Here is a 14,020-nt window from a genome sequence, read left to right as displayed (position 1 = left end):
CCACCCCCTCCAGCGACTCCAGCCACCGCAACCCCTCCCGCGACCCCATCGCGAACGCCGCCGTCGCCCAGCAGTCCGCCCACGTCAGCCGGGGCGCCACCACCGTCACGGACAGCAGGTCCGTCACCGCCGAGCGGCCGGTGCGCGGGTCGACGACATGCGCACCGCGCTCCGCGGAGCCCGACGTCGCCACCGCCAGCTCGTCCGCCCCCGCCGCCGAGACGACCGCCGCGAGCCCGCCCGGCCGCAGCGGGTCCGACACCCCGACCCGCCAGGGCCGCCGTGCCCCCGGCGTGCCGAGCAACTGGACGTCCCCGCCGCCGTTGACGCTCACACCCGTCGCACCCGCCGCCGCGATCCGCCGGGCGGCACGTTCCACCGCCCAGCCCTTGACGATGCCGGTCGGATCGAGCCGTCCCTGGTAGCGCGTGCTGAACCAGCCGGCGCTCACCCGCTCCGCCTCCGCCGCCAGTTCCAGCACCTCGGCGACCTCGGGCGCGCAGGCCTCCACGGTCAGTTCGCCGCGCGCCAGCCGGGAGATCTCGCTGCCGTCCCGGTAGGTGCTGAACACCTCGTCGGCCCGGTGCAGCCCGGCGACCGCCTCGTCCAGCGCCGCGCGGACGGCCCCGGGTTCCCCGCCGCGGGCGTCGAAGGAGAAGACGGTCCCCATCGTCTCCTCCACATGACGCACCGCGGCGGGAGCCTGTGCGGACTCGGCCACGGTGTCAGCCACCGGCCTTGTCCAGAGCCGACTGGAGGGACTGCTGGTATCCGGCGCTGGTGTAGGTGGCGCCGGAGACGGCGTCGATGTCGGCGGTGCCGGCGGTGACGGCGGCCTGGTTGAGCTTGGGTACGGCGTCGGCGGTGACCTGGTCGCTCCGTCCGCCCTTGGGCGCCTGGAGGGTTTCGGCGTTCGTGATCTTCCCGCCGCTGACGGTGACCCGGACCTGCACGGGCCCGTACTGGGTCTGCGTGACGTCACCGGTCAGCACCTGTGTGCCCTGCCCCGCACCGCCCGAGCCCTCCCCGGCGGCCTCGCCCGAGCCTCCTCCCCCGGATCCGCCCGAGCCCTCGCCGGCGGATCCGGCCGCGGCCGCCTTGTCGAGCGCCGACTGGAGGGACTGCTGGTATCCGGCGCTGGTGTAGGTGGCGCCGGACACGGCGTCGATGTCGGCGGTGCCTGCGGTGACGGCGGCCTGGTTGAGCTTGGGTACGGCGTCGGCGGTGACCTGGTCGCTCTGCCCGCCCTTGGGCGCCTGCACGGCCTCGGCCCTGGTGACCTTCCCGCCGCTCACCGTCAGGCGGACCTGCACGGGCCCGTACTGGGTGTCGGCCGCGTCACCCGTGACCGTACCGGTCCCGACGCCCCGGCCGCCCTGCGGCGCCTCGGCGGCGGGCGGAACCGCGCCGCCCGCCGCCGAGGCGGAGCCGGGGTCGGAGGCCGGTTTCAGCGACAGCAGCAGCACGATCCCGGACACGGTCGCGGCGCCGGCGAGCACGGCACGCCGAACGGGGTGGCTCTTCTTCATCTGTCCTGGACTCCTACTGTCCGTCGCTCACATCTCGAACGACTCGTGATGGATACGGCGGGCGGGGACCCCCGCGCCGCGCAGTGCCTCGAACACCGACTGGGCGAATCCGGGCGGCCCGCACAGGAAGACGTCGTGGCGGTCGACGTCCGGGATCTTGCGGCTCAGGGACTCCGCCGAGATGTCCGGCCGCTCCCCGTCGGGGCTGTTGACCGCGTACATCAGCCGGGCCCCGCGCTCGTCGGCGATCCCGGCCAGTTCGTCCCACAGCGCCAGTTCCTGGGTGCTGTTGGCCCGGTAGAGCAGGGTGATGTCCCCGGCCGCGCCGGGCAGCGTCTCGAACAACGCCCGCATCGGCGTGATCCCCACCCCGCCCGCCACCAGCAGCACCTTGCCGCGGCTGCGGCGCTGCGCGGTGAGGGCGCCGTACGGGCCCTCCGCCCACACCCGGGTGCCGGGGGTCAGCTCCCGCAGCCGGGTGCTGTGGTCGCCGATCGCCTTCACGGTGATCCGCAGCATGTCCGGGCGCGGCGCCGCCGACAGCGAGTACGGGTGGGAGCTGAACCGCATCCCCGGCGCCAGGAACCGCCACCGGAAGAACTGCCCGGCCTCCGCGCCCATCCGGTGCAGCCGGCGCCCGCCGATCAGCACCGACACGATGCCGGGCGTCTCCTCGATCACCGCCTCCACCCGCATCCGGTGCCGCAGGTTGAGGCGCAGCGGGGTCAGGACCCGGTACCAGAGCACCAGCGCGGTCACCGCCCCGTACAGGACGTACCAGAGGGTCTTGGCGAGCGGCTCGACGGCGAAGTCGTTGCCGGTGGTCAACTGGTGCCAGAAGGTCAGGAACACCGCCGCGTACGTGAGCAGGTGCACGTGGTACCAGGCGTCGTAGGGGATGCGGCGGCGCACCGGGCCGGCGGACAGCAGGCCGATGACGACGAGCAGGCCGGTGCCGACGGCCGCCTTGCCCATGTCCGGCAGCTGGTTCACGGAGTCCACCGTCTGCGCGACGATGTTGCCGAGGCCCTTCCCGGCCTGGGCCGCGTAACCCCACATGATCAGGAAGACGTGGGCGAGGACCAGGCACAGGGTGTAGCGGCCGGTCATGGCGTGCCAGCGGGCGACCCGGTCCGAGCCCACCCGGCGCTCCAGCGCGGGCACCCGGGCCATCTGGAGCACCACGAGGGCCATCAGGTACCCGGCGAGCAGCCCGGTGATCCGGCCCGCGCCCAGGATCATGCCGGTCCGGTCGGAAATGGCGGGCGTGTTGCGCCACCACAGCCACAACACGCCCGCCGCGCCCGCCCACACGGCGAGCAGCAGGGGGACGGCGGGGGAGCGGCGCGGACGGATGCGCCGCATCGTCTGACGGCGGGCGGCACGGCCGCCGGCGAGCGTGGTGGTCACGGTTCCTCCGGGGGGACTTGACCCTTGGCCCACAGATACGCGCAGCACCGGCCCAGCGTTCAGCCCGACCGACGGGCAGCGCCGGCCGCGCCTCAGAGGCGCGTGACCGCCGTCGTCCCGCCCGAGGTGCCGATCGCGATGTGCGGGTGCTCGCGCGGGTCAGCCCAGCGCAGGACGCGCCGCATCGCCTCCGCCGGCACCGACACGCAACCGGCCGTCGCGCCGTCCCCGTTGACGTGCAGGAAGATGCCCGCGCCGCGCCCGCGCACCGGACGGTCGTAGTTGAAGCCGACGACGAGGGCGTGCGCGTACTGCCGCGGATAGGTGATCAGGTGCTCGGCCTCGGCGGCCCGGCAGTCGGCGGGGCGGGGTTCGGCCCAGCGGTTGTAGGAGCGGGAGGCGTTGTCCTGGCACCACCAGGAGTCCTCGCGCACCGGGCGGTACCGGTACGCCGTGCCGCGCGGCGCCGCCGCGATGCCGAAGGCGTACGGCAGGTCGTACAGCCCGGTCGGCGTGGTGTTCGTGCCCTGCACGCGGGTGGCCCCGTCGGCGAGTCCGCCGGCCCCGAAGCGGGCGGGCGCGGACCCGGCCCGCACCCATCGGCCGTCGGCGCCGCCCTCGCGGTCCCACCAGGTGACCGTGCCGGTCGTGGAGCCGGTGTCCGGCGCGACGGCGGTGATCAGCTGGGTGCCGCCGCCGGTGTCCGCCATCCGGTCCGGCAGCGGCCGGGGCGCGGGCCCGTCGGCGGGCGCGGCGCCCGGCAGGAGGAGGGAAGCGGAGACGAGGACGGCGACGGCACCGGGGAGCATGGGTCAGACGGTAGAGGGCGGGAGCGGAAGCGGCAGCCCGGGGAGGCCGTCAATGCTGGTGGCCACGTGCTCCTTCTTGGTGAAGTACGCGCTGAGTGAGGCGTCGTCCTCGCGGGCGAACCGCTTGCCGTGCAGGTCGCGGTCGGACTCGTACGCCATGAAGGGGACGGCGTAGCCGCAGGTGTCGCGGACCAGTTCCGCGGAGACGACGACGACCGCGCGCAGTCCGTGGGCGGTGGGGTCGATGTCCGGGAAGTGGGTGAGCAGCTCGGCGAAGCGCGGGTCGTCACGGAAGACGGGCTCTCCGCGACCGTGCACCCGGACGATGTTCGGCGGGCCCTGGAAGGCGCACCACATCAGGGTGATCCGTCCGTTCTCCCGCAGATGGGCGATGGTCTCGGCGTTGGAGCCGGCGAAGTCGAGGTAGGCGACGGTCAGTTCGTCGAGCACCGCGAAACTGCCCGTGAGGCCCTTGGGGGAGAGGTTGACCGTGCCGTCGCCGGACAGGGGAGCGGTGGCGGTGAAGAAGAGGGGCTGCGCCTCGATGAAGGCGCGGAGTCTGCCGTCTATGCGCTCATAAGTCTTTCCCATGTCTAACAATTATGAGGGCGCGTGCCGTACCTGTCCGGAAATTTTCCGGCGGTCCCGCCATCCGGACGCCGACGCCGACGCCGACGCGGACCGGGCGGGGCGAGGCAGGGGGCGGGCGAGGGGTGAAGCCGTGGCCGTCCCGGCCGGCGGTCCACGGGGCGGCCACGGCGCCCGTGCCCGGCCAGGAGTACGGCACAGTGGCGCCCGGCGTTCATCCGCCACCGGGGTCACCGGGGTCACCGGAGTCACCGGCTGCGCGTCGGAGCCGGTGGCCTTGGATTGACGAATCATGCAATGGTCTGCATACTCATGCAGGCGTACTTCAACGGCCCGAGGAGCGACCAAGTGAGCAGCAACAGCGGTGACGTCCGGCTCTGGGGCGGCCGATTCGCCGACGGTCCCGCCGAGGCCCTGGCGAAGCTGTCCGCGTCCGTCCACTTCGACTGGCGGCTCGCGCCCTACGACATCGCCGGTTCCCGCGCCCACGCCCGCGTGCTGCACACGGCGGGGCTGCTCACCGAGGACGAGCTGACCCGGATGATCGCCGGGCTCGACCGGCTGGAGGCGGACGTCGCCGACGGCTCCTTCACCGGCACCATCGCCGACGAGGACGTGCACACCGCCCTGGAGCGCGGCCTCCTCGAGCGGCTCGGCCCCGACCTCGGCGGCAAGCTGCGCGCCGGCCGCTCCCGCAACGACCAGGTGGCCACCCTCTTCCGCATGTACCTGCGCGACCACGCCCGGACCGTCGGCTCCCTGATCGCCGACCTCCAGGACGCGCTGATCGGCCTCGCCGAGGCGCACCCGGACGTCGCGATGCCCGGCCGCACCCACCTCCAGCACGCCCAGCCGGTGCTCTTCGCCCACCACGTGCTCGCCCACGTCCAGGCGCTGGGCCGGGACGCGGAGCGGCTGCGCCAGTGGGACGAGCGCACGGCCGTATCGCCGTACGGTTCGGGCGCGCTCGCGGGCAGCAGCCTCGGCCTGGACCCCGAGGCGGTCGCCCGGGACCTCGGCTTCGAGCACGGCAGCGCGGGCAACTCCATCGACGGGACGGCCTCGCGCGACTTCGTCGCCGAGTTCGCCTTCATCACCGCGATGATCGGCGTCAACGTTTCCCGGATCGCCGAGGAGATCATCATCTGGAACACGAAGGAGTTCTCCTTCGTGACCCTCCACGACGCCTTCTCCACCGGCTCCTCGATCATGCCGCAGAAGAAGAACCCCGACATCGCCGAGCTGGCCCGCGGCAAGTCCGGACGCCTCATCGGCAACCTGACCGGCCTGATGGCGACCCTCAAGGCCCTCCCGCTCGCGTACAACCGCGACCTCCAGGAGGACAAGGAGCCGGTCTTCGACTCCATCGACCAGCTGGAGATCCTGCTGCCCGCCTTCACCGGCATGATGGCCACCCTCACCGTGCACCGGGAGCGGATGGAGGAACTGGCCCCGGCCGGGTTCTCGCTCGCCACCGACATCGCCGAATGGCTGGTCAGGCAGGGCGTCCCGTTCCGCGTCGCGCACGAGGTGGCCGGCGAGTGCGTCAAGGCCGCCGAGGCCGAGGGCAAGGAGCTGGACGAGCTGACCGACGAGCAGTTCGCCAAGATCTCCGCCCACCTCACCCCCGAGGTGCGCACCGTCCTCGACGTCCCCGGCGCCCTCGCCTCGCGCAGTGGCCGCGGCGGTACGGCGCCCGGCGCGGTCGCCGTCCAGCTCGCCGAGGTGAAGGCCGACGTGGCCGGGCAGCACGCCTGGGCGGACGCCAAGCAGTAGCAGCCTGTGTACCCGACGGGCATCGCGGATACGTTGGTCAGCAGTCAGCGCAGCCTCACCGGCTGCGGCAGCCGACCGAACGGAGCCCGCGATGCCCTTCGCCCGCCTGGCCGCGGCGACCACCCCCACCTGTCACATCGGGCTGGGGCTCGCCGCCGTCGGCCGTCCCGGCTACATCAACCTCGGACGGGACCGGGACCTGCCGGCCGACCGCACCGTCGAGGCGATGCGCGAGCGCACCCACGACCTCCTCGACGCCGCCTACGCGCAGGGCGTGCGGTACTTCGACGCGGCCCGCTCCTACGGGCGTTCGGAGGAGTTCCTCGCCGACTGGCTGCGGGAGCGCCCCGACGCCGGCGACGTGGTCGTCGGCAGCAAGTGGGGCTACACCTACACCGCCGACTGGTCGCCCGACGCCGAGCAGCACGAGGTCAAGGACCACGGCGTCGACACCTACGAACGCCAGCGCGGTGAGACCGACGCCCTGCTCGGCGAGCGCCTCGACCTCTACCAGATCCACTCCCTCACCCCCGACAGCCCGGCCCTCACCGACAAGGACCTGCACGCGAAGCTGGCCGAGGCCGCCGCGCGCGGCGCCACCGTCGGCTTCTCCACCAGCGGTCCGGCCCAGGCCGACGCCATCCGCGCCGCCCTCGCCGTGACCGTCGACGGCGAACCCCTCTTCCGTACCGTCCAGTCGACGTACAACGCGCTGGAGACCTCCGCGGAACCCGCGCTGGCCGAGGCGCACGCGGCCGGGCTCACCGTGATCGTCAAGGAGGGCATGGCCAACGGCCGCCTCGCCGAGCCCCAGGCCCCCGCCGCCCTCAAGGCCGTCGCGCAGGAGACCGCCCTCGGCTGCGACGCGGTCGCCCTCGCGCTGATCCTGCGCCGCCCCTGGGCCGGTGTCGTCCTCTCCGGCGCCGCGACCGTGGGCCAGCTCGGCTCGAACCTGCACGCCGCCGCCGTCGACCTCGACGACGACCAGGTGGCCCGCCTCGGCGCGCTCGTCGAGGAGCCGGACGCCTACTGGGCGCGCCGCGGGCAGCTGCCCTGGCACTGATCCCGACTCCCGCAAGGCCCGTGACTCACCCCGTGTGGTGAGTCACGCATGCCCGGTGTGAGACATGAATGTCTCATGTGGGTTACCGTTGTCTCATGGCTGTCGATCGAGACCAGGTACTGCGCAGCGCCGCCTCCCTGCTGACCCGGAAAGCCGGTTCGACCATGGACGAGGTCGCCAGGGCCGCCGGTATCAGCCGGGCCACCCTGCACCGGCACTTCGCCGGGCGCGACGCCCTCGTCCGGGCGCTGGAGGCGCTGGGCATCGCCGAGTGCGAGGCCGCCCTGGAGGCCGCCCGCACCGACGAGGGCCCGGCGGCCGACGCGGTGCGCCGACTGGTCCACGCGATCGAACCCTCCGCCGGTCTGCTCGCCTTCCTCTACACGGAGAACCAGCTCTTCGAGGGCGAGGAGCAGAACGAGGGCTGGGCCCGCCTCGACGCCGGGCTCACCGAGCTCTTCCGGCGGGGTCAGGAGAGCGGCGAGTTCCGCATCGACCTCACCCCCGTCTGGCTCACCGAGGCGCTGTACGGCCTCCTGGCCTCCGGCGCCTGGGCCGTGACCGAGGGCCGCGTGGCCCGCAACGACTTTACCCGCATGATCGTCGAGCTGCTGCTCGGCGGCGCACTCAGGAGAGCGGAACCATGAACAGCGCCGTGCAGCCGGCCCACCCGGACGGGGCGGTGAGACGCCCCGGCCGCTGGCTGGCGCTGTCCGTACTCGTACTGGCCGTGCTGCTGGTGGCCGTCGACGCGACCGTCCTCGGTCTCGCGACCCCCTACATCAGTGAGGATCTCGCCCCCTCCGGCACCCAGCTGCTCTGGATCGGCGACGTCTACTCCTTCGTCATCGCCGGGCTGCTCGTCTCCATGGGCAGCCTCGGCGACCGCATCGGCCGCAAACGCATCCTGCTCGCCGGCGCCACGGCGTTCGGCGCGGTGTCCGTCCTCAACGCCTACGCGCACACGCCCGAGGTGATGATCCTCGCCCGGGCCCTGCTCGGCGTCGCGGGCGCCACCCTGATGCCCGCCACCCTCGCGCTGATCCGCAACCTCTTCCACGACCCCCGCGAACGCAGCCTCGCCGTCGGCATCTGGGGCGCCGCGGCCTCCGCGGGTGCGGCCGTCGGCCCGGTCGTCGGCGGCTTCCTCCTCGAGCACTTCTGGTGGGGCTCCGTCTTCCTGATCAACCTGCCGGTGATGGCCGTGCTGGTCGTCGTCGGCGTCAAGCTGCTGCCCGAGTCCCGCAACCCGGACCCCGGACCCTGGGACCTGCCCAGCGTCCTCCTCTCCCTGGTCGGCATGGTCGGGATCGTCTACGCCGTCAAGGAGGCCGCGGCCCACGGGTTCGCGTGGGGCACGCTCGCCGCGGGGCTGCTCGGCGCCGCCGCGCTGTACGGATTCGTCCGGCGGCAGCTGGCCATGCCGGTGCCGCTGATCGACATGCGGTTGTTCCGCAACCGCGGCTTCAGCGGCGCGGTCCTGGCCGACCTGCTGACCATCCTCGGCCTGTCGGGGCTGGTGTTCTTCCTCTCGCAGTACCTGCAACTCGTCCAGGGCAGGCGGCCCTTCGAGGCGGGCCTGGCCGAACTGCCCGCCGCGGTCGGCGCGGTGGCGGCCGGCCTGGTCGCCGGCCGTGCGGCCCGGCGCTTCTCCGTCCGTGCGGTGGTCAGCGGCGGTCTCGCCGCCGTCGGCCTCGCGCTGGCCGCGCTGACCGTGGTCGGCCCCCACACCGGCTATCCGCTGATCGGCGCGGCCCTGCTGGTCGTCGGCCTCGGCGCGGGTTTCGCCTTCACCGTCACCGCCGACGTGATCCTCTCCAGCGTGCCCGGGGAGCAGGCGGGCGCCGCCTCCGCGGTCTCCGAGACGGCGTACGAGCTCGGTGCCGCCCTCGGTATCGCGGTGCTCGGCTCGATCGTGACCGGCGTCTACCGCGACTTCACCGGCCCCGCCGGGACCCCGCCCGCGGCCCACGAGTCACTGGGCGGCGCGGTGGAGGCCGCGGCCGGGCTGCCCGCCCACACCGCGGAAGCCCTCCTCGGCTCGGCCCGCCAGGCCTTCGTCGACGGCCTGGCCCTGGCCGCGGGCGTCGGCGCCGCCGTCCTGCTGGCCGCCGCCGCGGCATCCTGGTACCTGCTGCGGGGCCGGCATCTGGAGGACGGGGTGGAACACCCGTAGCCGTACGGGACCCGTAGCCGTACGGCGGACAGAAGCGAGGGCGGGCCGCTCCGGGAGCAGCCCGCCCTCGACGCGCGCGGGGCGCGCGGTCCTTACGCCGCCTTCGCCTTGCTCGCGTACATGTCCACGTACTCCTGGCCGGACAGCTGCATGACCTCGGTCATCACGGAGTCGGTCACGGCCCGCAGGACGTAGCGGTCACGGTCCATGCCCTCGTAGCGGGAGAACTCCATCGCCTCGCCGAAGCGGACCGTGACCTTGCCCGGCCGCGGCAGGCCCGCGCCGCCCGGCTGGAGCTTGTCGGTGCCGATCATGGCGAACGGGACCACCGGCGCGCCGGTCATCAGGGTCAGCCGGGCGATGCCGGTGCGGCCCCGGTAGAGGCGGCCGTCGGGGGAGCGGGTGCCCTCCGGGTAGATGCCGAAGATCCGCCCCTCGTCCAGCACCCGGCGCCCGGTCATCAGCGCCGCGACCCCGCCCCGGCCGCCGTCCCGGTCGACCGGGATCATGCCGACGCCGGTGAAGAACCAGGCCATCAGGCGGCCCTTGAAGCCCTTGCCGGTGACGTACTCGTCCTTGCCGATGAAGAAGACCTGCCGGTCGCAGACCAGCGGAAGGATCATCGAGTCGATGAAGGTGAGGTGGTTGCCGGCCAGGATCACCGGACCGTCGCCCGGGATGTTCTCCGCACCCTCCACCCGAGTGCGGAACACCAGGCGCATGATCGGGCCGAGCACTGCCTTGATGAACACGAAGCGGGACAACGGGTCCTCCGGTGTCGGGGATGCGGTATGAGTCTGTGCAGGTGAGGACATTACTCGCGGTTCGGGGGGTCACGCACCTCGGGCAACCCGGGTGTTGCGCCGTGTTGACGTGCGTTCACCTGCGGTGCCGCTGTGTTGCCCGGCCGTAACGCCCTCCGGGATGTGAGGCAGGTCGCCCTCGTGGGGCCGGCGGCGCGGGTCACGGGGTGCGCACCCGGCCCGGGTCGAAGCACGGGCGCGGCACGGATTGTGTGGGGCGCGCCGCCCCGGGGAGTGCCACCGATCCCGGCGGCACCACCTGTCCTCTCCGTCGCCTACCCGGCTCCACGGCAGCCAAGCCGACTCCGCGTCAGCGGCCCGCCTGTGCGGCATCCGCGGCCGTCGGCCGTCCGTTCGCCGTACGCCCGTAGGTCTGTCCGCTGTCCGCCGTCCGTCCGCCATCGGCCGTCCGCCCGGCCGCTGTCCGCCATCGGCCGTTCGCCCGTCCGCCGTCGGCCGCCTGTCCGCCGTGGGCCGTCCGTCCGCCCGTACGACATCCGTACGCGCCCGCGTGTTCCGGTCGTGGTCTCCCGTTGGTCATGTACGCGCCCGTACGATCGGCCCGCACTGACGGACGGCGGCAGGAGGTCCCATGGGAACGCAGGAGTCGGACGAGCGGGCGGGCGGCGGCACCGGGCGGCGGGCGCTCCTCGGCGCGGCGGTGCTGGGTGCGGGCGGCGCCGTACTGGGCCTGTCCGGCACGGCGAGAGCCGCCGGCAACGGACAGGGTGGCGGACAGGGCGACGGACACGGGGGCGGACACCGCGGCGGTCTGGGGGACCTGCCCGTCCCGACTGTCATCGGTCACCGCGGCGCCAGCGGCTACCGCCCCGAGCACACCTTCGGCTCCTACGAACTGGCCCTGGACATGGGCGCCGACATCGTCGAGGCCGGTGACCTCGTCCCCACCAGGGACGGACACCTCGTCTGCCGGCACGAGCCCGAGATCGGCGGTACCACGGACGTCGCCGACCACCCCGAGTTCGCGGACCGCAGACGCACCAAGTCGCTCGACGGCGTCGACACCACCGGCTGGTTCACCGAGGACTTCACCCTCGCCGAACTCAAGACCCTGCGCGCGACCGAGCGCATCCCGGCCAACCGGCCGCACAACACCCTCTACGACGGCCGCTGGGAGATCCCCACCTTCGAAGAGGTGCTCCGCTGGCAGAACGAGCAGACCCGCAGGCGCGGCAGACAGGTCTGGATCTACCCCGAGCTCAAGCACCCCACCTACTTCCGGGGACTCGGCCTCGCCGCCGAGGAGCGGCTCGCGCGGCTGCTGCGCAAGTACGGCAAGGACCGCGCGAACTCGCCCGTCGTCATCCAGTCCTTCGAGCCCACCAGCATCCAGCGGATGAGCAGGCTGGTCGGCAACCCGCTCGCCGTCCTGCTCTCCGACGCGGACACCCGCCCCTGGGACTTCGTCGAGACCGGCGACCCGCGCACCACCGCCGACCTCGTCACACCGCGGGGACTGAAGGAGATCGCCTCGTACGCGCAGGGCATCGGCCCGACCCTGGACCTGATCGTCCCGAAGGACGCCGACGGCCGGCTGACCGAGCCGACGGCACTCGTGCGCGACGCGCACCGTGCGGGCCTGGTCCTGCACCCGTACACCATGCGCAACGAGAACCCCTTCCTGCCCGCCGAGTTCCGCAAGGGCGGCGACCCCGACGCCTACGGGGACGCCTTCGGCGCGTTCCGGGCCTACTTCGCCACCGGCATCGACGGAATCTTCACCGACAACCCGGACACGGGTGTGCTGGCCCGCGAGGACTTCGTCAACGGCTGAGCGCCCGCCGCCGGTTGGAGTGAGCTTCGGCCGTCCTGGCAACCCGCCGCCAGGGCGGCCGCGTCGACGTGCATATGACGGACGACCTGGTCACCTCGCTGTCCCCCCTGCTCGCCGCCGAGGCATCGGCCGAGGCATATGCGTCCGGGGCCGAGCCCCGCGACCTCGAGCAGGCGGTCTGGCTGCGCCTCCTGGAGCGCCTGGAGGCCGACGGCCCGCCGCCCGACCCGCACCGCTGGCTGCGCAGCGCCGTACGCACCGAGGCCCGCCGCACCCGCCGCAGGGCCCGGCACGAGCGGCCCTACGAGAGGGAGCCCGCGGGTGCCGCCGAGCACGAACCCGAGCAGCTGGCCCTGACCGCCGCGCGGCACCGGGCGCTGCGCGACGCCGTGCGCCGGCTGCCCGGCCGCTGCCCCCGGCTGATCGAGGCGCTGCTGTCGCCGAGGGACCTCACATACCGGGAGATCGCGGGGGAGTTGGGTATCTCACAAGGCAGTCTTGGCCCGGAACGTTCCCGATGTCTGGGATGTCTGCGCCGATTGCTTGCGCCGGAGGTTGCGGCCCGGTGAGGACGGGGATATCAGTGGGGGACCACAGGTGATCAGGTGAGCGGGAGGCATGCGCACATGGGCATGAGCGTGACCATCTCGGCGGCGACCGAACGGGACGCCGAGCAGATCTTCCGGCTGCAGTACCTCTGCTTCCAGAGCGAGGCGGCGCTCTACGGCAACTACCGCATCGATCCGCTGGTCCAGAGCCTGGACTCCGTGCGCGAGGAGGTCGTCACCGACTGCGTCCACGTGGCGCGGCTCGGCGAGGAGGTCGTCGGCTCGGTGCGCGGCCGGGTGAGCGAGGACGGGGCCGCCGCCATCGGCAAGTTGTGCGTCCACCCCCGGCTGCAGGGCCACGGCATCGGCGCCCGTCTGCTGCGGGCCGCCGAGTCCGCCCTGGCCGACGAGCGCGGCGCCAAGCGCTTCCGGCTGCACACCGGGCACCGCAGCGAGAGCAACCTCGGGCTGTACCGGCGGGTGGGCTACGAGACGGTCGGCACGGTGCGCGGCGAGGACGGCGTACCGATGATCATCCTGGAGAAGGCGGCCGGGGCCTACGCCACCACCGCCTGAGCGCGGCCCACCGCGGGCCGGGCCCGCGCCCCGGGACCCGTCCGGCCGGACGGGCCCTACGCGGTGCGGGCCCTGCGCAGCCAGTACATCGCCGACAGCGGCAGCAGCACGGGAATGAAGAGGTAGCCCATCCCGTAGTCCGACCACACGGTCGCGTCGGGGAAGGCGGACGGTTCCACCAGCGTCCAGGTGCCGACCGTCAGCACGCCCACCAGCTCGGCGGCGCAGCACACCAGCGCCGCCCTGCGGGCCGTCTCGCCGCCGCGCACCAGCGTGTAGGTGATGAAGCCGTAGACGACACCGGCGAGCGCGGACAGGGTGTAGGGAAGCGGTGCCCGGTCGAACTCGGTCGCGATCTGGTACGCGGAACGCGACACGGCACCGACGACCATCACGCCGTACAGCCACACCAGCAGGATCCCGGGCCCGCCGATCAGCCGTTTGCGGGGCCGCTCCTCCCGCGCGGCCCGCGGGCCGGTCTTCCCGGACGTCGCCACCATGTCAGCCTCCCCAGATGTCATAGAGCCGCACCTGAAGGACGGCGAGGACGACACCGCCGGCCGCGACCGTGACCGAGCCCCAGCGGGTGCGCTCGGCGAGCGACATGAACCCGGCCGCCGGCACACACGCGGCGGCGCCCAGCAGGTACGCCACGAAGATCGTCGTGCCCTGCTCCGGCTCCTCGCCCCGCGCCAGCTGCACGATCCCGACCACCAGCTGGATCAGCGCCAGCACCGAGACCACGGCCATGCCGATGAAATGCCAGTCCTTCGTCGGCTGGTCACGGTAGGCGGCCCAGCCGCACCAGGCGGCGAGCAGCAGCGCGGCGACACCGGTCACCAGCGTCAGGACGTCAAGCATGGCAGCGAGCCTATTACGGCCCAAAAGGCCCGCCGTCCCCGGCCCCGCGCCCGCCGTCCCCCGGGCCTGTGCGTGGAGCTTCATGC

15 protein-coding genes are annotated in these 14,020 nt (G+C 73.2%); 7 read left to right on the top strand and 8 right to left on the bottom strand.

The window, feature by feature from the left end:
• The 5 genes from HZS56_RS34970 to HZS56_RS34950 all read right to left on the bottom strand — a co-directional run.
• Window positions 1-670 (bottom strand): FAD:protein FMN transferase (locus HZS56_RS34970; RefSeq protein WP_216724848.1); only part of this gene is annotated, 670 nt, incomplete at its 3' end.
• A gap of 55 nt (window positions 671-725) precedes the next feature.
• Window positions 726-1,529, bottom strand: a complete 804-nt coding sequence (locus HZS56_RS34965) for an FMN-binding protein (protein ID WP_216724845.1) — start codon at window positions 1,527-1,529, stop codon at window positions 726-728.
• Window positions 1,530-1,556: 27 nt separating this feature from the next.
• On the bottom strand, window positions 1,557-2,939 hold the full coding sequence (locus HZS56_RS34960; RefSeq protein ID WP_216724844.1) for a ferredoxin reductase family protein: 1,383 nt from the start codon (window positions 2,937-2,939) through the stop codon (window positions 1,557-1,559).
• Between the two features lie 92 nt (window positions 2,940-3,031).
• Entirely contained in the window at window positions 3,032-3,748 is a 717-nt protein-coding gene (locus HZS56_RS34955) for a L,D-transpeptidase family protein (RefSeq protein ID WP_216724843.1), read from the bottom strand.
• A 3-nt stretch (window positions 3,749-3,751) separates the two neighbouring features.
• On the bottom strand, window positions 3,752-4,339 hold the full coding sequence (locus tag HZS56_RS34950; RefSeq protein WP_216724842.1) for a pyridoxamine 5'-phosphate oxidase family protein: 588 nt from the start codon (window positions 4,337-4,339) through the stop codon (window positions 3,752-3,754).
• Between the two features lie 345 nt (window positions 4,340-4,684).
• Between HZS56_RS34950 and argH the strand changes: the two genes are divergently transcribed.
• The 4 genes from argH (at window position 4,685) to HZS56_RS34930 (ending at window position 9,351) form a co-directional block, all read left to right on the top strand.
• On the top strand, window positions 4,685-6,112 hold the full coding sequence (argH, locus tag HZS56_RS34945; protein ID WP_216724841.1) for an argininosuccinate lyase: 1,428 nt from the start codon (window positions 4,685-4,687) through the stop codon (window positions 6,110-6,112).
• A gap of 91 nt (window positions 6,113-6,203) precedes the next feature.
• Window positions 6,204-7,175 carry an aldo/keto reductase gene (locus HZS56_RS34940; RefSeq protein WP_216724840.1) on the top strand — a complete coding sequence of 324 codons (972 nt, stop codon included), beginning with the start codon at window positions 6,204-6,206 and terminating at the stop codon, window positions 7,173-7,175.
• 95 nt (window positions 7,176-7,270) lie between these two features.
• The gene (locus HZS56_RS34935) at window positions 7,271-7,822 is read left to right on the top strand and encodes a TetR/AcrR family transcriptional regulator (RefSeq protein WP_253915399.1); all 552 of its coding nucleotides are present in this window, start codon (window positions 7,271-7,273) and stop codon (window positions 7,820-7,822) included.
• Window positions 7,819-9,351 (top strand): MFS transporter, encoded by a 1,533-nt coding sequence (locus HZS56_RS34930; protein WP_216724838.1) that lies wholly within the window; start codon window positions 7,819-7,821, stop codon window positions 9,349-9,351. The genes HZS56_RS34935 and HZS56_RS34930 overlap by 4 nt, the downstream gene beginning before the upstream one ends.
• 92 nt (window positions 9,352-9,443) lie before the next feature.
• On the opposite strand, the gene HZS56_RS34925 is transcribed toward HZS56_RS34930, so the two are convergent.
• Window positions 9,444-10,115 carry a lysophospholipid acyltransferase family protein gene (locus HZS56_RS34925; RefSeq protein WP_216724837.1) on the bottom strand — a complete coding sequence of 224 codons (672 nt, stop codon included), beginning with the start codon at window positions 10,113-10,115 and terminating at the stop codon, window positions 9,444-9,446.
• Between the two features lie 631 nt (window positions 10,116-10,746).
• Between HZS56_RS34925 and HZS56_RS34920 the strand changes: the two genes are divergently transcribed.
• The 3 genes from HZS56_RS34920 (at window position 10,747) to HZS56_RS34910 (ending at window position 13,073) form a co-directional block, all read left to right on the top strand.
• Window positions 10,747-11,949 carry a glycerophosphodiester phosphodiesterase gene (locus HZS56_RS34920; RefSeq protein ID WP_216724836.1) on the top strand — a complete coding sequence of 401 codons (1,203 nt, stop codon included), beginning with the start codon at window positions 10,747-10,749 and terminating at the stop codon, window positions 11,947-11,949.
• Between the two features lie 74 nt (window positions 11,950-12,023).
• Complete coding sequence (locus HZS56_RS34915) at window positions 12,024-12,518, top strand: sigma-70 family RNA polymerase sigma factor (protein ID WP_216724847.1); 495 nt, start codon at window positions 12,024-12,026, stop codon at window positions 12,516-12,518.
• Window positions 12,519-12,575: 57 nt separating this feature from the next.
• A complete protein-coding gene (locus tag HZS56_RS34910) occupies window positions 12,576-13,073 on the top strand; it encodes a GNAT family N-acetyltransferase (protein ID WP_216724846.1) in 498 nt (165 codons plus the stop codon).
• A 56-nt stretch (window positions 13,074-13,129) separates the two neighbouring features.
• Here the strand turns inward: HZS56_RS34910 and HZS56_RS34905 are convergent, their stop codons facing one another.
• Window positions 13,130-13,573 carry a hypothetical protein gene (locus HZS56_RS34905; RefSeq protein ID WP_216724835.1) on the bottom strand — a complete coding sequence of 148 codons (444 nt, stop codon included), beginning with the start codon at window positions 13,571-13,573 and terminating at the stop codon, window positions 13,130-13,132.
• A 1-nt stretch (window position 13,574) separates the two neighbouring features.
• Window positions 13,575-13,934, bottom strand: coding sequence for a hypothetical protein (locus HZS56_RS34900; protein WP_216724834.1), 360 nt, complete (start codon window positions 13,932-13,934; stop codon window positions 13,575-13,577).
• Window positions 13,935-14,020 lie beyond the last annotated feature (86 nt).

The sequence above is a fragment of the Streptomyces mayonensis genome (assembly GCF_018982965.1).
Lineage (GTDB): Bacteria > Actinomycetota > Actinomycetes > Streptomycetales > Streptomycetaceae > Streptomyces > Streptomyces mayonensis.
The sequence above is the reverse complement of the archived record's forward strand: the minus strand, read 5'-3'. Positions and strand labels throughout refer to the sequence as shown.